This is a genomic window from Flavobacterium laiguense, assembly GCF_003097655.1.
GTDB lineage: Bacteria > Bacteroidota > Bacteroidia > Flavobacteriales > Flavobacteriaceae > Flavobacterium > Flavobacterium laiguense.
On sequence record NZ_QCZH01000002.1, the window covers coordinates 64,336 to 88,255 of the forward strand.

The window sequence follows — 23,920 nt, forward strand, 5'->3', positions numbered from 1 at the left end:
TAAAGTATCAGGAACCACCTAAAGAGGTGGTTTTTTTTGTACATAACCCCTTCGGTAGCTGAGGTGTTTAATTACAGTTTATGTCAAAAAGATATAAATTGTTGCAGTCTATATAATTTAGTTGAATTTTTTTAAGGAACATGTAACTTGTTTAATTTTAAATAAATAGATTCCAAAGTGAAATTGGAAAGATAGGATACGAAAAAAAAATAAGATTTAAAAAGACACTGGTTTAAAAAAAAAGGCAATAACAAGAATTGGTTTGTTAAACTCAAAACACAAATATTCAATGTGTTATGCTTTTTTTGTATTGTAAAAAAACAGTATATTGCGATACTATTTATGCCATAATTCTTCTAACTAAATGAGATTAAAATTAACGACTTATTCTAAATTGGTATTGTTGATCATTGGGATTTGCTCGCTTTTTATATTCCTATTTCTGTCACTTTACCTTTATACAATCAAACAAGAAAACCAAGTTTTTAGATCAAATACAGATCAATACCAAACTGAAATAAACAGATTGTTTGATTTTAATTCGAAAACTCAAATTGTTACGATAAACGATCTTAGTTATTGGGATGCATTAGTCAATTTTACAAAATCAAAAGATACGATTTGGTTTAATAGTTACATCGTAAATGAATTTCCTACCTACGAAGTGGATTATATTGGGGTTTATGATTTAAAGAGAAAATTTATCGTAAATACGGCTAACCCTAATTTTAAATCCAAAGATTTTATTCCAGCCCAAGCTATGATGTATTTGTATAAAAGCAAGTTTTCTAGGTTTTACATGCGTGTTCCCGAAGGAGTAATCGAAGTGTTTGGGGGAACTATTCATCCTTCAAATGATCCCAAAAAAGTAAAAACAAAACCATCAGGTTATCTGTTTATGGCTCGTTTATTGGATCAAAAATATTTTAAAAATTTAGAAGATATCTGTAGCTCCAATATTCAACTTTTAAACAACGTCGTAACGGATACTAGTTGCAATAAAAAAGTAACTTCAATAATAAAACTTAGAGATGCTGATAATCTTGTAGTAGCCAAATTATTGTTTCAGAGACCTTCGTATCTCAATTTTGAAAAAACCAAAGAATTGCTGTTGATTATAGTAGTTGTTACCTTAATTAGTCTTATTGCTTCAATATATTATTCTAGAAAATGGGTGTACAAACCTTTGCGGTTGGTTACTAATATTTTAGAGACAAATCGTGAAATTTCAATCACTCTCTTGAAAAAAGAACCTGGCGAATTTGGCTATATCGGGAATTTATTTGATGATCATAGAAAGAACCGATTTCAATTGGAGAAGTCTAAAGTAAAAGCGGAAGAAAGCGATAAGCTTAAGTCTACTTTTTTAGCTAATTTATCACATGAAATTAGAACGCCAATGAATGCAATAATTGGTTTTTCTGATTTGCTTTTGGATGATAATATAAGTGAAGAATTCAAAAAAAAATACCTAAAAATCATTAAGAGTAGTGGCAAAAATCTAGTTTCAATTATTGAAGATCTTATTGAAATGTCAAAAATTGATGCCAAACAAATTACACCCAATTACAAAGGATTGAATATAGAAAAATTTGTAAATGAGTTGTATAGTACTCTGAAAGTAATTATTCCAGAAGATAAAAAGGTTGATTTTTATTTGATAGAAAGTACAGAAAAGTTACAAAATGATATTTTAACAGATGAGGTTAAATTGAGACAAGTCATGGTTAATTTATTGACAAATGCCATAAAATTTACAGATAGAGGATATGTTTCTTTTGGCTACAGTCTAAATCATGAAATAAAGACCATAGAGTTTAGAGTTGAAGATACAGGTTTAGGAATTAGTGAAAAAGATTTAAAAGTTGTTTTTGACCGCTTTAGAAGAGTAGAAGATGATTATTCTATATCACTTAGTGGCTTGGGTTTGGGTTTGTCTATTTCTAAAGCTTATGTAGAAATGCTGGGAGGTAAAATTACAGTTGAATCTTTTTATGGTAAAGGTTCGGTTTTTAAATTTACCATTCCATTGGTTTATGATACTAACACTATTGATAGAGATTTAAAAACGGATGGAAATGTGCGTTTTGATTTTGGGTTAAAAACCATATTAGTTGCCGAAGATGATAATATTAATTATTTATTGTTAAAAAGGATATTAGAGTTAAAAAGTCATACCGTTTTGAGAGCTCGAAATGGTCTAGAAGCAGTAGATATAAGTACCGATAATGATGCTGTTGACTTGGTTTTTATGGATATAAAAATGCCAATTTTAGATGGTTATCAAGCCTTCGAAAAAATAAAACAAGTTAGGCCAGACCTCCTTGTTATTGCTCAAACTGCTCATTCTTCAGTAGAAGATAAAGAAAGAATTATCAAGGCAGGATTTTCGGGGTATATCACTAAACCATTAGACAGAGAAAAAATCTATGAAATGATAAATGATGTGTTTCAAAATGAAAGTGTTTGTTAAAGGAGCACAAAAAAAGAGAATTTCTTAAATTGAAATTCTCTTTTTTTTGTGGTGTATTTTTTCTAAACCAAATGTTCATCAGCAATGGATAAAGCTTGTGAAATAATGGCTAATCCTTCGTCTATTTCAGATTCGGTGATGCATAACGGCGGAGCTATAAAAATGTAGCCCCAACGCACAAAAGTATATAATCCCAGGGCTCTTAGTTTGGCAGCAATCCCGTTGGTTACTTTTAGTTCATCGCCACTGGCATTGTAGGGAGCGATTAATTCTCCCGTAGTTTTGTTTTTTAGAATATCTAAACATCCCAACAGGCCTGTGTTCCTAAAAGCCCCCATGCTTGGATGTTTCGCTCGCATTGCCTCGATTTTAGATTCTAGATAAGCGCCCATTTTTTGAGTGTTTGCTATTAAACTGTCACTTTCGTAAATGTTTATTACCGCCAATGCAGCCGCCAAAGCTACGGGATGGGCATTGTATGTAAGGCCAATCATCATTGGGGTATTATCAAATTTTGCCGCTATTTTATCCGAGACCATCAAACAACCTAATGGAAGATAGGACGCTGTTAATCCTTTGGCCATACACACCATATCAGGGATAATGTCATGGTTTTCAAATCCAAACCATTTTCCGGTTCTTCCAAATCCGCTCATGACTTCATCGGCAATAAAAAGGATGTCGTATTTTTCGCAAAGGGCTTTAACTCCCTTTAAATATCCTTTTGGATAATGCAAACAACCAGACGAACCGCTTTCTCCTTCAAAAATAAAGGCTGCAATGTTTGTTTTTCCTTCAAAATGAATGATTCTTTCTACGTATTCAAGGCTTAAATTCAATTTTGTGGTCTCATCGAGATCTTTCATGCCAAAGAAATAGTAAGGATCGTCTAAAAGTACTGCATTGGGCATTTGTTGAGCATCATTGGCTAGTTTTCTGGGATCTCCACCTACTGACATTCCGCCAATTGAACCTCCATGAAAAGCTCGGTATCTCCCAATGATTTTATGTCTCCCAGTATATAATCTCGCCAGTTTTATGGCATTATCTACAGAGGAAGTACCGCACAATGTAAAGAATGCTTTATTCAAATCACCAGGACATATTTCGGACAATTTTCTAGCCAGTTTTGCTCTTATTTCGGTGGTGCAGGTTGGTGTTACAAAACTCACTTTTTGCATTTGTTCCACTACTGCAGCGGTAACTCTTTGATCGCCATGGCCTATATTTACCGACATTAATCCAGATGAAAAATCGATTATTTTGTTGCCATCGTAATCGTATAAATAAACACCTTCGGCTCTTTCTATTGCTATTGGGTTTACACTGGCTTGTGCCGACCATGAAAATAAACTAAATTCTTTGCTGTCACTTATGATTTGTTCTTTGCTTAACATTGTTTATTTTAATTTGTTATAGTTTGTAATTAGTTGACGGTAAGGTCGTAACTGTAGAGGTAGTCTTCCCTTACAAAGCCCATCTTGTTGTATAAACCTTGGGCTACTGTATTGCTTTTTGCGGTTCGTAATCGTATGACATTGGAACCCAATTCTTTTGCGAACTCAACTGTTTTTAGAATTAGTTTTTCGCCAATTCCTTTTTTTCGAATAGAAGCATCAACAAATAGATCATTTAAAATCAAAATTTTATTGAGTGCCAATGAAGAAAAAGTAACGTAAATAAGAGCGAAACCAATGATTTTATCTGGATTAGCATCGTCGCTAGCGATGAAAATAGTAGCCTCATTATTTTCCATTCGTTCCTTTAGATATTCTCTGTGCTTTTCATAATCGGACGGTTTCTTATAAAAAACGACATATTGGTCAAATAAATTAGTCAATTGATCTAAGTCTTGTAGTGTAGCTTTTCGTATCATAATGAGTTGGTTTTGTGTGGTTAGAAAATTAAATTTACAAAAAAAATTCTAAAATCCCTAGCTCATCCAGTTTGTTCCCGCTTCCGGATTCCATTTGGTGGTGGTTTTCTTTTCTTTGGTAAAAAAGCCAATAGCACTTTTTCCGGTAATATCGCCAGAACCAAAACGGGATTGATTCCACCCTCCAAAACCAAAAGGCTCTCTTGGGACTGGCACTCCTATATTTATACCACACATTCCAGCCGAAGCATGCTCGGTAACATAACTGGCCAAACCACCACTTTGGGTAAAGACCGAACAGGAATTGCCATACGGATTGGCGTTTTCTATTTCCAATGCTTCATCAATGGTATTCACGCGAACGATAGCTAGAACTGGGCCAAAAACTTCTTCTCTGGCAATTTTCATATCGGCGGTGGCATAGTCAATTAAGGTTGTGCCTACATAAAAGCCATTTTCTTTTCCGGGAACAGTAGTGTTGCGACCATCCAAAATAATTTTAGCACCTTGTTGTTCAGCCTCGGTAATATAGGCTTCAATTCTTTCTTTGGCTGCTTTAGAAATAACCGAGCCTAGAGTAGTTCCACATTGAATTTTTTGGGCATCAGCAATTAGTCGATCCAGTATCGCATCACAATTTCCTACTGCAATTAAGGTTGCTGCAGCCATACATCTTTGTCCTGCACAACCGCTCATTGAAGCAACAATATTAGAGGAAGCCATTTCAGGATGGGCATCGGGTAATAATAGGATATGGTTTTTTGCGCCTCCAAGTGCCAGTACCTGTTTTAAATTGTTACTCGCTCTTTGGTACACAATTTTGGCGACTTTGGTAGAACCTACAAAAGTGACCGCTTGAATTCCGGGATGGTCACAAATGTTTTCTACGGTAGTTTGTGTTCCATTTATGATATTGAACAATCCATCAGGTAACCCAGCTTCTTTTAAGAGTTTGGCAGTATATTGACTGCTTATCGGTACCGCTTCCGATGGTTTTAGGATAAAAGCATTTCCAAGGGCAATTGCGTTTACGATTGTCCAATGTGGTACCATAGTCGGAAAATTAAAGGGTACAATAGAAGCTACAATCCCTAAAGGAACTTTTGTGGAAGAACAGAAAACACCTTTACTTACTTCCATGTTTTCACCATTCATAAATTGAGGTAAAGAACAGGCAAATTCAGTTAGTTCAATGGCTTTGTCAATTTCGGCTTTGGCTTCGCTATGAATTTTTCCGTTTTCTCTATGGATGATTTCGGTTAGTTCTTCGCTATTTTTTTCTAATAATTGTTTGTATTTATAAAATACTTGCACTCTTTCTTTTAAGGTAACTTTTTGCCAAGCCTTTTGCGCTTTTTGTGCTGTGGCTATAATTTCATTCAAATCTTCCATGGTAGATTCGCAGAAAGTAGATAATTCCTTACCGTCTAAAGGGGAGATAATCGAATGGATTTTTGTAGAACTTCCAGTCTTAAACTCCCCATTTATAAAGTTTTTTACTTCGTTAAATGACATAATGATTGTTTTTTGGTTTTTCCAAATATACAAAAATTAATAAAAAATCAATAAATTTTTTTGCGTGTATTAAAAATATTGTTAGATTTACAAAATAATCGCATAGATGTTAATTTATTTACAACTATAAAAAGTTAAAAATAACTCTTCTATATGGGTTGTTAATTTAAATCCTGACCAGTTTAAATTATTTTGATTAACCAAAACCAAAAACTAATCTACTAAAATTATGAAATCAGTATCTACTATTATTGGAGTTGCCTTATTATTCTTGGCCACACTTTGTTATTTTGTCCATTGGCATGCTTTAGTCCCTGCATTTACCGTATTGGGAATTGCCATGATTACCCGAAAAGCTTTAGAGCCTTTAATTATTGGTTGTGCTATCGGGTTTGTTTTATTGGCACAGCATGGCGGTTCTGAGGTGTATTTTCCAGAAGGGAAAGGAATGATTTTTCCTTTGAATATGTTTGATGGGATGTTTACTTCGATTTCGAGAGATGCACACGATCAAGGATTAATATGGGTTATTTTGGTTTGTATATTATATGGAGCGTTTGTTCAGTTGTTAAATGCGTCTGGTGGGATTAAAGCCGTTGCTAGATATTCTGAAAATCATGTAAAAAACAAAAAGCAATCTTTAATAATGACTTATTTTTTAAGTTTTTTCTTTTTCTTGGATGATTATTTGAGTGCCTTGTCAGTTGGAAACACGATGAGACCTATAACCGATAAATTTGGGGTTTCTAGAGAAAAATTAGCTTTGGTATTGACTACGGTTTGCGTACCTATTACTATTATTTTCCCTATTTCGACTTGGACTATATTTTACGGAACACAAATTGTTGCTATAGACGGTGGTGTTTTAGATAGTGCGGGTGTGGCAATGACCAATCCAATTCAGGCTTTTTTGGGAACTATACCTTATAATTTTTCGGCATGGATTTCATTAATCATGGGAGCTTTGATTGTTTTTAAATTAATTCCGGATTCAAAGGCAATTAAAGAAGCCGAAGCCAATGTTAAGCCTATCGATCAATCGATGGTTAAAGCACCAAAACCAAATGCTAAACCAGGTAAATTAGTTTATTTTATTCTTCCAATACTAGTTTTAATATGGTGTACTGTTTTTCCTTACCCATTTGATATGGATTATTGGGGAACCTTCACTTTTTCGACTGAATACATCTTTGGTAGTATCGATGCTTTACGCGGTATTGTTACAGCGGTAGTGTTTACGTATTTATACTTTTTACTTTTCAGAGTAATTAAATTTACTAAAATATCGAAACATTTTGTTTTAGGATTAGAAACTATAACATTCGTATTAACGGTTTTAGGCTTTACTTATTTGTTAAAAGACGTTCAAAACGCATTAGGATTTAATGAATTTGTTGCCGCAAAACTACAAGGAATCAGCTGGTTGAATAGTGCTACTTTGCCATTTATTGTTTTCGCTTTGGTATCCTGGATTTGTTGGGCAACAGGTTCAAACTGGGGTATTTATGCTATTTTGGTTCCTACTACAGCATTGTTGGCGCATACATTGGGAGCTAATTTTTGGTTAACCCAAGGCGCATTGGCCTCAGGGACAGTTTGGGGAGCGGCCGCTTGTTTCTTCTCGGATAATAGAGTACTAACGGCACAATCTTGTAAAGTCGATATGATGCAACATGCTATTACGCAATTTCCGTATCAATTGACAATATTTGTTGCTTCCTCGTTGTTATATCTTATAGCTGGTTTTATATTGTAAATGAATGGGTTATGATTAAAAAAGACGTCTTGTTTAATGAGTTTTTAATCCGAAATGCAACTCCGGAGGATGCAGTTCAGATGGAATATGTTCAGCAACAATGTTATCCTACTTTGGATCCAACAGAGTTGTTAAACAGGAATCATTTTATAAATCATATCAAAGTATTTCCGGAGGGGCAGATTGTGTTAGAAAGAGACGGGGTAATTGTGGGTTCTGCGAGTACGTTTCGATGTAATTTTCCAACACAGGAGTCTACTTTTTTGGAGTCATCGGATAATTTATGGATTACCAATGCACATGTTCCAGACGGAGAATGGATGTACGGAATAGACATGGGGATTTTGCCTGAATATCGAGGATTAGGGCTTTCTAAAGAAATGTACACTGTTAGACAGGAAATATGTAAAGAACTGGGTTTGAAAGGACAGCTTATAGCGGGAATGACCATAGGTTATGGAAAAATGAAAGAGAAAATGACCATTCAAGAATATTGTTACGCATTAGAAATCAAGAAGTTTACGGATCCAACCGTAACACCTCAAAAGAAAGCGGGGTTTAGATGGATAAAACCATTGTACAATCATATCAATGATCCCGAAGCCGGTTTTGCTTGTGTTTTTATGTACTATCCTGTAGATGATAATTATAAGCTAGAGTGTAAACTTTAAAATTAATCAAATAAAGAAGTAATGTATGATTGATAAAAAGATTTTGAACGATAGATTTTTGATACGCCATGCAAAAGTTGAGGATGCCATTCAGATGGAATACGTACAATCAAGATGTTATCCTACTTTGCATGAGTCCGAAATCTTGAATAGAGATCATTTTGCCAATCATATTAAGGTTTTTCCGGAGGGGCAAATCGTTGTAGAAAAAGATGGGAGTATAGTTGCTTCGGCCAGTACTTTCAGATGTGATTTTCCGGAACACGACAGTACTTTTCTGGAAGAAACAGATCATTTATGGATTACCAAAGTGCAAATTCCAAATGGCGATTGGATGTACGGAATAGACATGGGTGTTTTGCCGGAATATAGAGGAATTGGACTTTCTAGAGAGATGTATAAAGCGCGAAATGAGGTGTGTAAGGAATTGGGTTTGAAAGGACAAATTATTGCAGGAATGACCATTGGTTATGGAAAAGTAAAAGATCAAATGACCATTGCTGAATACTGCGAAGCATTAATAAAAAATGAATTGACAGATCCAACGATTACGCCACAACGAAATGCCGGATTTCGATGGATTCGCCCTTTATACAATTATATCAATGACCCTGAATCTGGATTTGGAAGTATATTAATGTATAGACCTGTCGATGAGAATTATTATTTGGAAATTGAAAAAATCTAAAGAAGTTGAAAAAAATAAAATATAAAAAGTCTAATCCTGACGTTTCAGGGGTAAGAAATCTAAAGTCTAAAATTTAAAATTTAAAATAAAAAAATGGGAACTCAAATTAAAAAAGTATCAGAAATTCCAGGTCCAAAGAGTAAAGAAATGTTAGCAAGAAGAGCAGCGGCTTTACCTGCAGGTCTTGGAAAATCTACCGAAGTGGTAGTTGAAAAAGCCGAAGGAGCATTGGTATGGGATGTAGACGGGAATCAATTAATTGATTTTGCAGGTGGAATCGGAATGGTAAATTTAGGACACAGACCCCAAGTGGTGGTTGATGCCGTAAAAGCACAATTGGACAAGCATATTCATCCAGGGGCTTTGGTAACTACATTTGAATTGTACCTAGAATTTGCTGAGTTGTTAAATAAAATTGTTCCGGGAGATTATCCTAAGAAAACATTATTGGCCAATTCAGGTTCAGAAGCGGTGGAGAATGCAGTAGCTATTGCTCGTTATTATACGAAAAGACCAGCAGTAATTTGCTTTGAAGGGGCTTATCATGGGCGTACCATGCTTACGTTGAGTTTGACCAGTAAATATGGTTTATTCAAGAGAGGATTTGGAAGCTATGCCCAAGATATTTATCGTTTTCATTCTCCAAATGTCTACAGAAGACCCAACAGCATGACAGAGGATGAGTATATCGATTTTTGTATCGAACGTTTTGATCAAAATTTAATTTCACACGTTGATCCATCAGCGGTTGCGGCTATTATCATTGAGCCAGTTCAAGGCGAAGGTGGATTTATTCCAGTGCCAAAACGTTTCTTGGAAAAAATCAGAAAAGTGTGTGACGAACACGGTATCGTTTTCATTGCCGATGAGGTTCAAGCCGGTGCAGGAAGAACAGGAAAATTCCTTTCTATTGAGCATTCTGGTGTAATTCCGGATATCGTTACTATGGCAAAATCAATTGGTTCTGGTTTACCAATCTCTGCCATTACTGGAAAAGCCGAAATTATGGATGCACCACATTTAGGTGGAATTGGAGGAACGTATAGCGGAAGCCCGATTGCAGTGGCTGGAGCTTTGGCAACGGTTAAAGAATTGATTAAGCCAGAATTTCTAGATCGTGCCACGCATGTAGGTAAAATTATTACCGACAGAATTAATGCCATGAAAGAAAAATTCGAAGTTATAGCCGAAGTTCGTGGAATCGGAGCGATGCTTGTGGTTGAATTCGTAAAAGACAGAATTACCAAAGAACCCGATATGGATTTTGCTATGGCGGTTATCAAAAAATCGGTGGCCAATGGTGTGATTCTAATTCGCGCCGGATTGTACACGAACTGCATTCGTTTCTTGCCTCCAATTGTAATCACCGATGAACAATTACACGAAGGATTGGATGTAATCGAAACTGCAATTCAAGATGTATTGAACGAGAGAGTTTAAGGGAAAGTGTTCAGTTCCCGATAGCTATCGGGACAGTTTTTTAGTGATCAGTCTCAGTTTTCAGTTTTTTAATGTTCAGTCTCATGGAGTTGAGGATTTTTCTAACTTCTGACTTCCAACTTCTAACTTTTTAAAATAATGAATTTCCAATTAATACATAATGCCACTATTATTACTATGGATGACGCTTTTGCAAAAGCAGATTCCATGGTGATTAATGATTCAGGAAAAATTGAAGCGATTGGGTCAGCAATCGAGCTTCGAAATCAATTTGGTTTTTTTCAAGAGGAGATTGATTTTCAGGGTAAAACAATTGTTCCGGGACTGAATGATGCACACATTCACGTCTGGAAAATTGGACATCTTCGAACGTATATGTTAGATGTTCGAGGCATAAAATCGTTAGTCGAATTCAAACAAAAGCTAAAAGATTTTGCTGCCAAAAATCCAAAATCAGAGTGGATTATGGCTCGTGGTATCAATGAAATGGTACTCGAAGAAAAGCGTTTGCCTACCAAAGAAGATTTAGATGAAATCATTTCAGATCGACCTGTTTTTGTCATTCGGACCTGTGCTCATATTGGTATAGCTAATTCCAAAGCGATGGAGATTTCGGGAGTGAGTGAAGCTACTGAAGTGCCTTTTGGAGGCGAAATTCGCAAAAATCAAGACGGCAGTTTGCAAGGTATTTTTACCGAAAGGGCTTTGGGTTTAATCATGAATAACATTCCGCCTTTTACTTTTGAGGAATATAAGAACATGATTCTAGAAGCGCATTCGTATTTGTTAAGCCTCGGAATAACAAGCGCAACAGATCCTGCAGCTAATGAAGAACTGCTTGCAGCTTATATTCAATTGGATGCAGCAGGTTTGCTAAAAGTGAGAATGAATGTTTTCCCGCTTCGAATTCCAGACGGTAGCGACGAAATTCAGGTTTTGCCGGAACAATATGAGTCGGAATTTTTACAGATAAAAACGGTAAAGTTCTTTTCGGATGGCGGGTTGAGTTCGGCTACTGCTGCTTTGAATGTTCCGTATAAAAATACCGATGGCTACAAAGGAGTTTTGAGATTGGATTATGATAAATTTTATAACACTGCCAAAGAAGCGGTTGCTAAAGGTTTTTCGGTAGCTACGCATGCTATTGGTCATCAAGCAGTCGATTTGACTTTGAAAGTATATAGTGATTTGTTTAAAATCGATCCCACATTAAGACACAGAATTGAGCATGTTGGGTTTTTATCCCAAGATAATATTAATGATTTCAAGCGAATGAATATGACTGCTGCCATGCAACCTATATTTATTTATGAGTTGGCCAATAATTTCAAGAGTACGTTACCCGATGAATTATTGGATGTGGTTTACCCGTGCAAAACAGTTTTAGACAACGGAATCAATTTGGCTTTATCTACCGATGGACCGGTGGTGAAAGAGATTAATCCGTGGATCAATATCGAAACGGCAATTACCCGAAAAGCCGCTGATGGCTCTGTTATTGGCGAAAGCCAAAAAATCACTTTGCAACAAGCTTTATATGGGTATACCGTAGGAAGTGCAGTCGCTGATAATCTGGAAAATGCAAAAGGGAGTTTAACCGTTGGGAAATATGCTGATTTTATAGTTTTAAATGAAAATCCTTTTGAATTAAATGATGTTTCGAATGTTGAAACACTAGAAACGTGGGTTCAAGGAGAATTAAAATACAAAAAATAACTTTGTTTTTTAAAAATAAAACAAAATAATCGTTTTTTATTGTAAATAAATTAATTACATTTGACTTGTTATAAAATTTTACAAAAAACAAGCTAGAGATGAGTGTATTAGACGATGAATTAGATTTCCAAATTTTGACATTATTGCAAAAAGACGGTAGAATGTCATTTACTGAAATTTCGAAAGAGATTAATGTTGCTGTTAGTACCATTAGACACCGTTATATCAACTTGGTTGAAGATGGGACTTTAAAAATTATTGGAAGGATTGATCCGAATAAAATTGGGTTTAATGCCTATGCCAGTATTTTGATTTCGGTAAAACCAAAAACATTTATGAATTCCATATTCGAACAGCTGGCCAGTTTGCCGGAAGTTAGCTTTTTGGCATCGGTTTCAGGTGATTTTGATATTGAAGCGAACGTAATGTGCCGAGATATGGAACATTTGAATGAATTAATTGGAGATAAAATACATGTTTTGGAAGGGGTTTTTGATACTAAAACCAATATGTATATGAAAATTTATAAAATCGCACAACCCGATTTGGAGTTGGCAAAATTATCAAGCAAGCAAAATGAATAATACAGATAAATTATACGAAAGAAGAAAGAAAAGTGTTCCAAACGCTTTAGGAATTTTTAATCCCTCTAGTATTCAATCAGCCAAAGGAGCTATAATCACTGATGCCGATGGTAGAGAATTGATTGATTTTGCGGGTGGAATTGGAGTAAATAATGTAGGGCATGGAGTACCTGAAATTATTGAAGCGATTCAAAAACAAGCCGAAAAATTTATTCATGCTTCCTTTAATGTTTCGGTTTATGATCAATATTTAGATCTTACCGAGAAATTATGTGAGTTATTGCCACATGGCGAAGGTACCAAAGCAATGCTGACACTTTCGGGTGCTGAATCTGTTGAGAATGCTATCAAAATTGCTCGTGCCGTAACGGGAAAAGCGGGAATTATATGTTATGATGGTTCTTTTCATGGGCGTACAATGATGGCAATGACATTAACTTCAAACGTGAAGTATAAAGAAGGAGCAGGACCTTATGCCCCGGAGGTATATCGATTGGAATATCCGTATTACAAACCTAGTATGAGCTCTAGAATGACTTCGGATGAGTTTGATGATTTGATGATTATGAAGTTGCATAAAACTTTTTCGTCAACAGTTTCGATCAATCAAACGGCAGCCATTATTTTAGAATTGGTTCAAGGAGAAGGTGGTTTTACGGTTGCATCCAAAAAATACGTTCAATATTTACGCAAGTTTTGTACCGAAAATAATATCTGTCTAATTTTTGATGAGGTACAATCAGGTTTTGGTCGTACCGGAAAATGGGCAGCCTATGAGCATTATGATGTTACTCCAGATTTGTCTACTTGGGCAAAATCTATGGGTGGCGGAATGCCTATTGGTGCCGTAATTGGCAAGCAAGAAATTATGGATGCCATAAAGCCAGGACTTATTGGCGGAACCTATTTGGGTGGACCATTGAGTTGTGTGGCTTCATTGGCGAGTATCAATTACATGCAAAAAAATGACATCAACGCTGCTGGTCAAAAAGTCGGTAAAATTGTTAATGATAAATTCAAATACTGGCAGTCTTTATATCCTAAAACCATTACTGATGTTCGTGGATTAGGGGCTATGTTAGCCTTTGAGATAACAAACTCAGAAACTGGTATTCCAGACGGTGTTGCCACAAAAGCAATTGTAGACAAATGTTTGGCTAAAGGTTTGATTGTGATTACTTCTGGTACTTATGGAAACTGTATTAGAATTCTAAGTCCGTTGTTTATTGAAGACGAAGTTTTGCACAAAGGATTAATGATTTTGGAAGAAACGATAAAAGAGGTTTTAGCCCCCTAACCCCCGAAGGGGGAATAGAGGATTGGTGAAGTAAAGTGGTATAATCGATTTCAATTGCCTCCAGCTTTAGCTGGAGGAAAATGAATGGATGTCAAATTGGCTTTAGCCAAAATAGTTGTGCTTTTTTGGCTAAAGCCATTCAATACTATTTCTATTTTATCCCTCCAGCTAAAGCTGGAGGCAATTAAAAGTTTGTCTCTATAGATATTAGTATTATAAAAGAGAGAATTAGAACTCAATAAATTAACTTAAAATATTCCCCCTTTTGGGGGTCAGGGGGCTATGAGAAAGCAATATATAAATGGAGAATGGTGCGACGCAATTGACGGTGCAAAATGGGATTTGCAAAGTCCATCGACGGAAGAAATTTTAGATAAAGTTCCTTTCGGAAATGCATCCGATTGTAAATTGGCTATTGATGCAGCAGACTCAGCTTTTAAAGGATGGAAAAATACAACACCTTATTTTAGAGCGGAGTTTCTAAAAAAAGCAGCTACTTACATTAGAGAAAATGCTGAGGCTTTCGCCAAAGAAACGGCTTTAGAAACTGGAAAACCCATGCTGGAAGCAAGAGGGGAATGGCAAGTTGCCGCCAATCTTTTCGAATGGTATGCCGAAGAAGGAAAACGCAGTTACGGAAGAGTAATTCCTTCTAGTAGAATTGACAAACGTTCGATGGTTATTTATCAACCTTTGGGTGTTATTGGAATTATTACCGCTTGGAATTTCCCAGCGTATAATCCCGCAAGAGCAGTAGGAGCAGCATTGGCAGCGGGTTGCAGTGTAGTTTTAAGAGGATCTGAATTTACACCTTTGACCAGTTTTAATTTGGCGAAAGCCTTTCATGAAGCTGGAATTCCAAAAGGAGTTTTCAATTTAATTAATACCGAACCCGTTTCTACAGGGACTGAAATGATTGAAAATCCTTTGCTGAAAAAAATAAGTTTTACGGGAAGTACCCGTGTTGGAAAAATATTAATGGATGGTGCTTCTAAAACTTCGACTAAATTATCATTGGAATTAGGAGGAAATGCTCCTGTAATTATTGATAAAGATGTCGATGTGGAGGCTATTGCGCATCAGGCTTTGGTTGCCAAATTAAGAAATTGTGGGCAAGTTTGTGTTGCGCCACAGCGTTTTTATGTCCATTCCAGTATTTTTAATCAATTTGTTGCCATTGTAAAAGAGGATATTGCTAAACTAAAAACAGGCATAAATGGTGGCAACATTGATTTTGTTGGACCGCTGATCAATAAAACCCAACAAAACCATTCCTTGGCTATGCTCGAAAAAGCCAAAAACGAGGGTGCAATCGTTCATATAGGTGGTGAAAAATCGGATAAAGGATTTTTTGTACATCCCGCGTTGATTGAGGCTAGACAAAATCAAGCATTTATTAAAACGGAAGTGTTTGGACCATTGATGATTGTTATTCCTTTTGATACCCAAGAAGAGGTTATCGAATGGGCTAACGATACGGAATATGGGTTGGCTTCTTACGTTTTTACCAATCACATTAAAAATGCGAATGTTTATGCCGAAAACCTAGAATTCGGAATGGTAGGTATCAACGAATGGGCTGCGCATGGAACGGAATTACCTTTCGTTGGAATAAAAAGCAGTGGTATCGGACACGAATCAGGGTCAGAAGGATTGAAAGAATATTTAGAAATGAAATTGATTAGTTACGGGAATATGTCATAAATGTCAATATGATAAACCTGACGGGTTTTTAAAACCCGTCAGGTCTGCAAATCGAAAACCATAAATCAGATGAAAAAAGAAATTTTAGGTAAATACATTTTACAAACACCTTTACCAGAACATGCAAAACAACAGGCAGAATTACAGGAAATTGTATTTCCAACTTTATCTGCCGAAGAATTAATTACAGAAGAAAAATACAAAAGACATTTGGAGATTTTTCCCGAAGGGCAATTTATAGTGTTGGATGGAGATAAAGTAATTGCTTCGTGCACGACTTTGCGTCAAAATTACCATAAAGGACATCATACTTTTTTGGAGATTTCAGATGATTTATGGTTGGGGACACACGATCCAAAAGCGGATTGGATTTATGGACTGGATGTTTCGGTTCATCCCGATTATCAGGGAAAAGGAATTGGTAGAGAAATATACAATGCACGTCACGAAGTAGCCAAACAATTAGGATGTTTGGGACAAATGACCGCAGGAATGCCAATTGGTTATGACAAAGTGAAAGACCAAATGACCATTGCAGAGTATTGTGATAAACTGATAAAAGGAGAAATTATTGATCCAACCGTTACGGCTCAAACCAAATGCGGATTTATTTTAGTTGAGCCTTTATTCGATTATTTAGACGATCCACGAAGCGGAAATTGTTCGGTTTTAATGTATTGGCCTTTGGATCCAGCAACTAAATTAAGTGAGCATCATTGAGAAGGAAGTCTTCAGTATTCAGTTTTCTAGTATTCAGTTTTGTACAAAATTATAATAACACAATGTAACTCGGTTTCGGCTCCCCTCTCCTTTGGAGAGGGGCTGGGGGTGAGGAAATCTAAAAAAAAATGATATTCAAATCTATAAATCCGTTTACACAAGCAGTACTAGCAGAGCATGAGGTATTAACCAATGCTCAGTTGACTCAAAAACTGCAATTATCGGAATCAGCTTTCAAGAATTGGCGTATAACGACTTTTCAGGAAAGAGCCGATAAAATGAAAAAGTTGGCAGACATCCTAAGAGCCAACAAAGACGAACTGGGATTGCTTATTTCGAATGAAATGGGTAAAATTCTACCCGAAGGAATTGCCGAAGTAGAAAAATCAGCAGGAAACTGTGATTTCTATGCGGATAATGCCGAGAAAATGCTCAAAGATGAGTATTACGATACGCCTTTCAAAAGTATGTCGGTTTATGATCCGTCAGGGGCTGTTTTCGCCATTATGCCTTGGAATTATCCTTTTTGGCAAGTGTTGCGTTATGCGGCACCGGCAATCATGGCGGGAAATGTGACGCTTTTAAAACACGCTCCAAATGTAATTGGTTGTGCCAAAGCCATCGAAAATGCATTTTTGGAAGCTGGTTTCCCAGAAGGTGTTTTTCAGCAAATCAACATTGATATTCCACAAGTAGAAAGTGTCATCGCAGCTGATATTGTACACGGAATTACCTTAACGGGTAGTGAAATGGCAGGTTCTTCGGTTGCAGCATTGGCTGGAAAGCATATCAAAAAATCGGTAATGGAGTTGGGTGGATCGGATGCTTTCATAGTCTTGAATGATGCCGATCTAGAAAAAGCCGCTACGGTAGCCACACAATCGAGAATGCTCAACGCAGGTCAGGCTTGCATTTGTGCCAAGCGTTTTATCGTTACCGAAAAAGTAGCCGATGAGTTTGCTGCTCTTTTTGCCAATAAAGTAGGAGCGTTGCAACAGGGGAATCCATTGCAAAACGGAATTCACATGGGGCCTTTGGCGCGAATTGATTTGGCCGAAAAGTTAAGCTATCAATTAGAGCATTCGGTAAAACAAGGTGCCAAAATGGTAGTAGGAGGAGAGCGCGATCATTGTAATTTTCAGCCCACGTTAATTGATTTTGTAGATACCAATAATATTGCTTTTCAAGAAGAGACTTTCGGTCCATTGGCAACTATTATAAGAGCTAAAGACGAGAATGATGCCATTGCGATTGCCAACAATCATCGCTATGGTTTGGCTTCGGCAATTTGGACAGAAGACAGAGAACGGGCTTACACATTGGCCAGAAGAATCGAAGCAGGAAATGTTTTTGTCAATTCCTTGGTGCGATCAGATTCTAGAATTCCTTTTGGAGGCACCAAAAAATCAGGCTATGGAAGAGAATTATCCGAAATAGGTATCAAAGAATTTATGAACATGAAATCAGTGATTATTGAGTAGTTGTTTCGGCTCAATTCTAATAGTAGCAGCTAAGAATAAAATTCAAAACATATAAGTACTATAAGTTCATTTAAGTCTAGTTGTCTTTACTTGGCTTATGCGTCTTAAATTCAATACCAAATTTAATTAACACCAAAAAACCAAAACCAAATTAACATGAAGAAAGCAATAGTAGTTTTAGCATTAATGCTAACGAGTAGTTTAACATTTGCACAAGATACTGTCAAAGACACAACAACAATTGAAGAAGTAGAACCAAAATTTACCGCAGCAGTTGACGTTGTTTATCCGTATTTGTGGAGAGGTATAAAATATAATGGTGACAAAGTAGCTTTTCAGCCGTATATGAATTATGCTTTTACCGATAAATTAAGTGTAGGAGTATGGGCAACAACCAACTTTTCTAATGCTGCTGATGCCTATAATGAATTCGATTGGAATATTGCGTATCAAATTTCACCAGTTGTAAGTGTCATGTTAAGTGACTATTATTGGCCAGCAACTAAAAAAGCTAATGAAGAGGATCCTGCTAATTCAAGAGATTCTTATTTTGATTATTCTGAAGGTTCGGCTCAAACTTTAGATTTTTCAGTTTTATTTGATTTCTCTGAAAAAGGAGTACCGTTAGATTTTCAATGGAATACTATAATCGGTGGAAATGATTTTAATTATGATGAGAATGAAAATCCTACAACAAGAGCCTTTTCTAGTTATGCTGAAGTAGGATATACGCACAGTTTTGAAAGTGTTGGAGTAGATGTGAGACCATTTGTCGGTGCTGCAGTTATCAATGGTGGTTATTATGGTGCTGATGCTAATGGCGAATCTGGGTTTACCTTTAATAATGTTGGTGTAAATGTTTCGAAAGAAATTAAAGTTGCAAAAAATTACAGTATTCCAGTATTTGTAAGATACACAAACAACGATTATGGAGTTCAAGAGTTTGATGGAAATGGAGATTTGACTAAAACTGTTCGTAATTTCTTTTCTTGTGGAGTTACTTTTACAATTAAATAAATTGTATGCAAAGCTTTTTATAAAATTTCAAACAATCGTTTTGAAATTATGCTTTTGATAAGCTTAATGAAGTAGTCTTTACTAAATAGTTGTATTTTTTTTTAGAATCCTTAAACTCATTTCAATGATGAGTTTAAGGATTTTTTTTGTTCCAATAAAAAGCAAAGGAGTTAATTGTGTTTTTTGGTTCTACACTCAATCGTGTGGGTTTTAAAAATTAAAAATTTAATTTTTCTTTGCACCATTAAGTTATTAAGGTTCATTAAGTCCTAGAAAACTTAATTTTTCTTAATCTCTTAATGGTAAAAATTTTTCTTTATTTTTTTCTTACCCACACAATTCATGGTAGAACCTGTTTTTTGATTTTTTGATTTTCTCTTTTGAAGTTAATGCTGGAAAAAAATGAAGTGTAATTTTTGAGGATGTGTTTTTAGGATTTTGGTATGGGCTGCTTTATGTCTGAGGTATAATTCGATAATTTTTTTAAAAACAATCAAAATGTATAAAACTGTTGTAATTTAAAACTACCCTATATTTTTATGGGGTATGTATTTTAAATTTAAAATATACTTGTAATTTTGTTTGTTTTTGTTGTTTAATTTTAATGCATGTGTTGGGTTTTATTGGGTATTTTTAAAAAATAGTGATTATTGAATTTTTAAAATAAGTGTTAAAAAACGGGAAATACATATTATTTTTTGATGATTTTTGGATATCGATAATTCTTTTCAGAAATTTTAAAAAAAGGCTTTCAGTTAATCAAAAGTTAATAATTTCACTCAAAATAAATAACCAAAACCAATTTTAAAAACCAATTAAACATGAAAAAAGGGATAGCTATTTTAGTATTATTACTAACAACAAGTATAACATTTGCACAAGAATCAGAAGTATCAGCAGGGCCTCCTGCAACCACATTTGGAGGGTCGGCGGATGCGTATTATAAATATGATTTTTCGGGAGTGCCAAATGGTTATACCAGTTTTACCAATACGGATAACTCATTTGAATTAGGAATGGTTTCCCTTGAGGCCTCTCATAAATGGAAAAAAGCTGCTGTTTTTGTTGATTTAGGATTTGGTGGAAGAGCCAAAGAATTTACATATAATGATAACCAATATTCATTTATGATTAAACAATTGACATTTACCTATGACATCTCAGATAGCTTTAAAGTTACTGCAGGTGCCTTTGGGACTCACATTGGTTATGAGTTGCTAGATGCAGTGGATAATAAAAACTACAGTATGTCTTATGCTTTTACTTATGGACCATTCTTTAATACAGGTGTGAAAGCACAATATACTTCTGGTAAATTTAGTTTTATGGCTGGGGTTACGAATCCTACTGATTTTAAATCGGCTATGGAAACCAGTACTGATGCAAAAACTTTTATAGGACAAGTTGCTTATGTGGGAGAAACAGGAAGTGCTTATTTCAATGTGTCAACAGGTGCTTCTAATGGAAGTCCGATAAGAGATGGCAATGGTGATGTTATTGCGCCTTCAGACGAGGATAAATCACAGTTTGATTTTGTGGCAACCAAAAAATTGGGAGATAAATTTACTCTTGGCTTTAACGCAACATATGCCAATACTAGTAATAATGTAGATAGTGATTTAGACGGTGATTGGTTTTCATTAGTGTTGTATCCAACTTATGCCTTCAGTCCATCTCTTTTATTAGCGTATAGATTGGAATATATGGATACAAAAGATGCAGCTGCTTCAGTTGGAATGTTAGCTGGATCTTCTGTAATTGGGAATACATTATCTTTAAACTATAAAGTAGGTAACTTAACAATTATACCAGAATTTAGGATAGACTCTGCTTCAGAAGATATTTTTGAAGACAATGATGGCGCATTTAATGGAGTAAACACATACGCTCTAGTTGCCGCCACTTATACATTCTAAGTTTAATGCCGAATATTTTTTTTTTGCTGTCAAGACACTTTTATAGGGTTTTGGCAGCTTTTTTTTGTTTGAAAATTAAAGCCCAAAATTCATTATAGCTTTTTTATAGCTTTGAATTTTGGGCTTTTATTATCTTTAAAACTCATGTAAACCCGTAGCCCTTTTGATCGTTATGGATTCCATTTTTGAATAGTTATCGGTAGCTGTAATTGTTACTTTATATTTTCCTTCTTTCAATTTTGAAACATCGATGTTTTTATTCATTATTTTTCCAGGATGGTTGAATTGTGTTGAACTTACCAATTTTCCATTGGCATCTTTGATAGTAATTGTAACTGTATCTGGGTTTTTGCTGTTGAATTTGATATGAAATTCATCGTCAATGTCTTCAGTAGGATAAACAATACTAGAAGCTGTTGGAGTGATTTTGGTATCAATCACTTTATTAAATGTTGGAGAAACATAGACTTCTTTTCCGCCAAGTAGGGTCAATTCTACTTTTGCCTTGCTAATGGTATTTACTGGAATGGTAAAAATATCCCTGTCTAAAATGATAAGATCGGCATATTTTCCAACTTCTAATGAGCCTGTTTTGTCTTCTTGTCTCATGACATAAGCGGCGTTGATCGTATAACTTTTTACAGCTTCTTCAACACTTGGTAAGGCTTGAGGTTTTCTTGTAACCGCACCTTGTAAACCAACAAGAGGGTTCAACTCACTCACATCATAATCACTACTTAAAGTTACTTTTGCTCCAGAATCGAATAAACTTTTTAAGGGAATTTGTACATTCGATCTTTCAATTCCAATGAATTCATCATTATCATGCCAGTGACTTGGTTGACAAAAATCACCTACTACTTGCATGTCAGCAATTGCATTTAACTTTTTGAAACGTGGAATGTCTTTTGGATCCACTGTTTCAAGATGCGTAACTCTATGTCTTGCATCAATATCACCATTTAGTTTTCTTGCTCCTTCAATTGCATTTAGGGTTTCATAAACTCCTCTATCTCCAATAGCATGTATATGTGCATCATACCCTATTTTTTCCAATTCAGCGATAAAATGAGTCATTCTTTTTTCACTAATATAATTCAAACCTTTATGTCCAAAAGGAAACCCCATATCTTTTACATAAGGTTCTTTCAAGGCTGCCGTCGTGTTAAAAATAAGTCCGTCACTATACATTTTAAATTCAGTAGTACGCAACAGATCATCTCCTTTGTCATACATACGTGTTAAATTCTCAATTGTACTTTCATCAGAATCTCCTGGATATACCCATGGAGTAAGCACTACTCTTGCAGTCAATAAATTATTTTTCTTAATGTCCTTCCATGTTTTATCGAAGTTTTGTTTCCAATAGGTTCTTGCTTCACAAAAAGAGGTAATTCCGTTTTTAGCAATCAATGGAAGTCCAGTATTTACCAATCCGTCATAATTCATTTTTTCAATAGTTGGATTAATTGCAATGGCAGTTTGCAAAGCAATATCTCCGGCATTGTCTAATAAAATACCATTAGGCTCTCCCTTGGTATTTTTCATGATATGTCCGCCTACAGGATCAGGTGATTTTGAGTTAAATCCTAACAATTTTAATCCAGCAGTATTTGTCCATCCAGAATGTGATGTATATTCCCAGACATACATAGGTTCATTAGGCGAAATTTTATCTAATATTAATCTAGGTTCTATATTAGATTTCATTAAAATTTCAATACTATGACCAAATCCCATTCTCCATCCATTTGAATTTACAGGAGGTACATTTGCTTTTAATTCTGTCAGATATTGATCTGGATTGGTAATTCCTTCGGTAAAGAAAAAATTGCCAATTGCATCAGTAAAAGCTTCCAATGGGTGCATGTGTACATCGTGAAAGCCGGGTAATACCAGTCTTCCGCTTAAATCTTTAACTTTTGTTTCTTTTCCGATACACGCTTTGGCATCAGCATCAGTTCCAGTAAAAATGATTTTGTCTTCTTTGATCGCAATGGCCTGATCAAAATGCCCGCCTTTGGTATATACTTTCGCATTTACAAAAACGGTATCAGCTACTTCTTTTTCTGCGCCGCAAGAAAAGACAATGGAAATTACAGTTAAAAGTAAAATGAAGTAAATTACATTTTTTAAATTCATGATATTAGGTTTTGTTATAATGATAAATTTACTCTTGATTATTGCCAATAAATCGTCTCTTAATTGGCTCATAAGTATCAATTCGTCTGTCTCTTAAAAAAGGCCACAATTTTCTATAATGATCTGATTTTGCTAAATCTAGCGTTTGTACATGAGCAACTTCTCCTTCATGTGGCGCTTGAAACAAAACAGTTCCGTATTGATTGGTGATGAACGACCCTCCCCAGAATTTAGAATTTCCTTCAACACCCGTACGATTCACGCTTACCACATTTACCCCATTGGCAACAGAGTGTGATTTCTGGATAGTTTGCCAAGCATTAAATTGTTCTTTATTGGTTTCTTCGTCTAATGCAAGATGCCAACCAATAGCAGTTGGATAAAATAATATTTCGGCTCCCATTAATGCTGTAATTCTTGCCGCTTCTGGATACCATTGATCCCAGCAGATAAGAACCCCAATGGTGGCGAATTTAGTTTTAAATACTTTATATCCGGTGTCTCCAGGAGCAAAATAAAATTTTTCATAATATCCTGGGTCATCTGGAATATGGTTTTTTCTGTATTTTCCTAAGTAGCTTCCATCGGCATCGATCACAACGGTTGTATTGTAATAAAGGCCTGGTGCTGCTTTTTCAAACAAAGACAATACCAAAACCACATTTAATTCTTTGGCGATTACGGAGTATTTTTCAGTCGTTTCCCCCGGAATAGTTTCGGCATAATCAAAATTGGCATAATCTTCAACGTCGCAAAAATATAGGGATTTGTATAATTCTTGCAAACAAATGATTTGCGCGCCATTTTTTGCCAATTCATAGATTTTAGCATCTACCTTTTTTATGTTTTCTTCTACTACTTTTGAGCAGGATATTTGTGCAATCCCAATGTTTACTTTTGACATGTTTTTTAATTTAAAGGTTT

18 protein-coding genes are annotated in these 23,920 nt (G+C 35.4%); 13 read left to right on the forward strand and 5 right to left on the reverse strand.

The window, feature by feature from the left end; genetic code table 11:
• Positions 1-364: 364 nt before the first annotated feature.
• Positions 365-2,473 (forward strand): ATP-binding protein, encoded by a 2,109-nt coding sequence (locus tag DB891_RS03060; protein ID WP_116760479.1) that lies wholly within the window; start codon positions 365-367, stop codon positions 2,471-2,473.
• Positions 2,474-2,535: 62 nt separating this feature from the next.
• Here the strand turns inward: DB891_RS03060 and DB891_RS03065 are convergent, their stop codons facing one another.
• The 3 genes from DB891_RS03065 to DB891_RS03075 are packed head-to-tail and all read right to left on the reverse strand — an operon-like array spanning position 2,536 to position 5,864.
• A complete protein-coding gene (locus DB891_RS03065) occupies positions 2,536-3,870 on the reverse strand; it encodes an aminotransferase class III-fold pyridoxal phosphate-dependent enzyme (RefSeq protein ID WP_116760481.1) in 1,335 nt (444 codons plus the stop codon).
• 29 nt (positions 3,871-3,899) lie between these two features.
• Positions 3,900-4,349 carry a GNAT family N-acetyltransferase gene (locus DB891_RS03070; RefSeq protein ID WP_116760483.1) on the reverse strand — a complete coding sequence of 150 codons (450 nt, stop codon included), beginning with the start codon at positions 4,347-4,349 and terminating at the stop codon, positions 3,900-3,902.
• A 57-nt stretch (positions 4,350-4,406) separates the two neighbouring features.
• The gene (locus DB891_RS03075; RefSeq protein WP_116760485.1) at positions 4,407-5,864 is read right to left on the reverse strand and encodes a CoA-acylating methylmalonate-semialdehyde dehydrogenase; all 1,458 of its coding nucleotides are present in this window, start codon (positions 5,862-5,864) and stop codon (positions 4,407-4,409) included.
• A 229-nt stretch (positions 5,865-6,093) separates the two neighbouring features.
• Here DB891_RS03075 and DB891_RS03080 point away from each other — a divergent pair, with 229 nt between their 5' ends.
• From DB891_RS03080 to DB891_RS03135, 12 genes are all read left to right on the forward strand, one after another.
• Positions 6,094-7,620, forward strand: a complete 1,527-nt coding sequence (locus tag DB891_RS03080) for a Na+/H+ antiporter NhaC family protein (RefSeq protein ID WP_116760487.1) — start codon at positions 6,094-6,096, stop codon at positions 7,618-7,620.
• 11 nt (positions 7,621-7,631) lie between these two features.
• Positions 7,632-8,291: a GNAT family N-acetyltransferase gene (locus tag DB891_RS03085; RefSeq protein WP_116760489.1), complete on the forward strand. Its 660-nt coding sequence runs from the start codon at positions 7,632-7,634 to the stop codon at positions 8,289-8,291.
• Positions 8,292-8,316: 25 nt separating this feature from the next.
• The gene (locus DB891_RS03090; protein WP_116760491.1) at positions 8,317-8,979 is read left to right on the forward strand and encodes a GNAT family N-acetyltransferase; all 663 of its coding nucleotides are present in this window, start codon (positions 8,317-8,319) and stop codon (positions 8,977-8,979) included.
• A gap of 93 nt (positions 8,980-9,072) precedes the next feature.
• Positions 9,073-10,419, forward strand: coding sequence for an aspartate aminotransferase family protein (locus DB891_RS03095; protein WP_116760493.1), 1,347 nt, complete (start codon positions 9,073-9,075; stop codon positions 10,417-10,419).
• A gap of 138 nt (positions 10,420-10,557) precedes the next feature.
• On the forward strand, positions 10,558-12,135 hold the full coding sequence (locus tag DB891_RS03100) for an amidohydrolase (RefSeq protein WP_116760495.1): 1,578 nt from the start codon (positions 10,558-10,560) through the stop codon (positions 12,133-12,135).
• 98 nt (positions 12,136-12,233) lie between these two features.
• Entirely contained in the window at positions 12,234-12,719 is a 486-nt protein-coding gene (locus DB891_RS03105; protein WP_116760497.1) for an Lrp/AsnC family transcriptional regulator, read from the forward strand.
• Complete coding sequence (locus DB891_RS03110) at positions 12,712-14,016, forward strand: aspartate aminotransferase family protein (protein ID WP_116760499.1); 1,305 nt, start codon at positions 12,712-12,714, stop codon at positions 14,014-14,016. The genes DB891_RS03105 and DB891_RS03110 overlap by 8 nt, the downstream gene beginning before the upstream one ends.
• 282 nt (positions 14,017-14,298) lie before the next feature.
• Positions 14,299-15,720 carry an NAD-dependent succinate-semialdehyde dehydrogenase gene (locus DB891_RS03115; protein WP_116760501.1) on the forward strand — a complete coding sequence of 474 codons (1,422 nt, stop codon included), beginning with the start codon at positions 14,299-14,301 and terminating at the stop codon, positions 15,718-15,720.
• Positions 15,721-15,789: 69 nt separating this feature from the next.
• Positions 15,790-16,440 (forward strand): GNAT family N-acetyltransferase, encoded by a 651-nt coding sequence (locus tag DB891_RS03120; RefSeq protein WP_116760504.1) that lies wholly within the window; start codon positions 15,790-15,792, stop codon positions 16,438-16,440.
• A gap of 128 nt (positions 16,441-16,568) precedes the next feature.
• The gene (locus DB891_RS03125) at positions 16,569-17,921 is read left to right on the forward strand and encodes an NAD-dependent succinate-semialdehyde dehydrogenase (protein WP_116760506.1); all 1,353 of its coding nucleotides are present in this window, start codon (positions 16,569-16,571) and stop codon (positions 17,919-17,921) included.
• Positions 17,922-18,077: 156 nt separating this feature from the next.
• Positions 18,078-18,938, forward strand: coding sequence for a TorF family putative porin (locus DB891_RS03130; RefSeq protein WP_116760508.1), 861 nt, complete (start codon positions 18,078-18,080; stop codon positions 18,936-18,938).
• Positions 18,939-19,759: 821 nt separating this feature from the next.
• Entirely contained in the window at positions 19,760-20,854 is a 1,095-nt protein-coding gene (locus tag DB891_RS03135) for an outer membrane beta-barrel protein (RefSeq protein ID WP_116760510.1), read from the forward strand.
• Between the two features lie 135 nt (positions 20,855-20,989).
• On the opposite strand, the gene DB891_RS03140 is transcribed toward DB891_RS03135, so the two are convergent.
• On the reverse strand, positions 20,990-22,996 hold the full coding sequence (locus DB891_RS03140) for an amidohydrolase family protein (protein ID WP_189337087.1): 2,007 nt from the start codon (positions 22,994-22,996) through the stop codon (positions 20,990-20,992).
• Positions 22,997-23,024: 28 nt separating this feature from the next.
• Positions 23,025-23,900 carry a carbon-nitrogen hydrolase gene (locus tag DB891_RS03145; protein ID WP_116760514.1) on the reverse strand — a complete coding sequence of 292 codons (876 nt, stop codon included), beginning with the start codon at positions 23,898-23,900 and terminating at the stop codon, positions 23,025-23,027.
• Between the last annotated feature and the right edge of the window lie 20 nt (positions 23,901-23,920).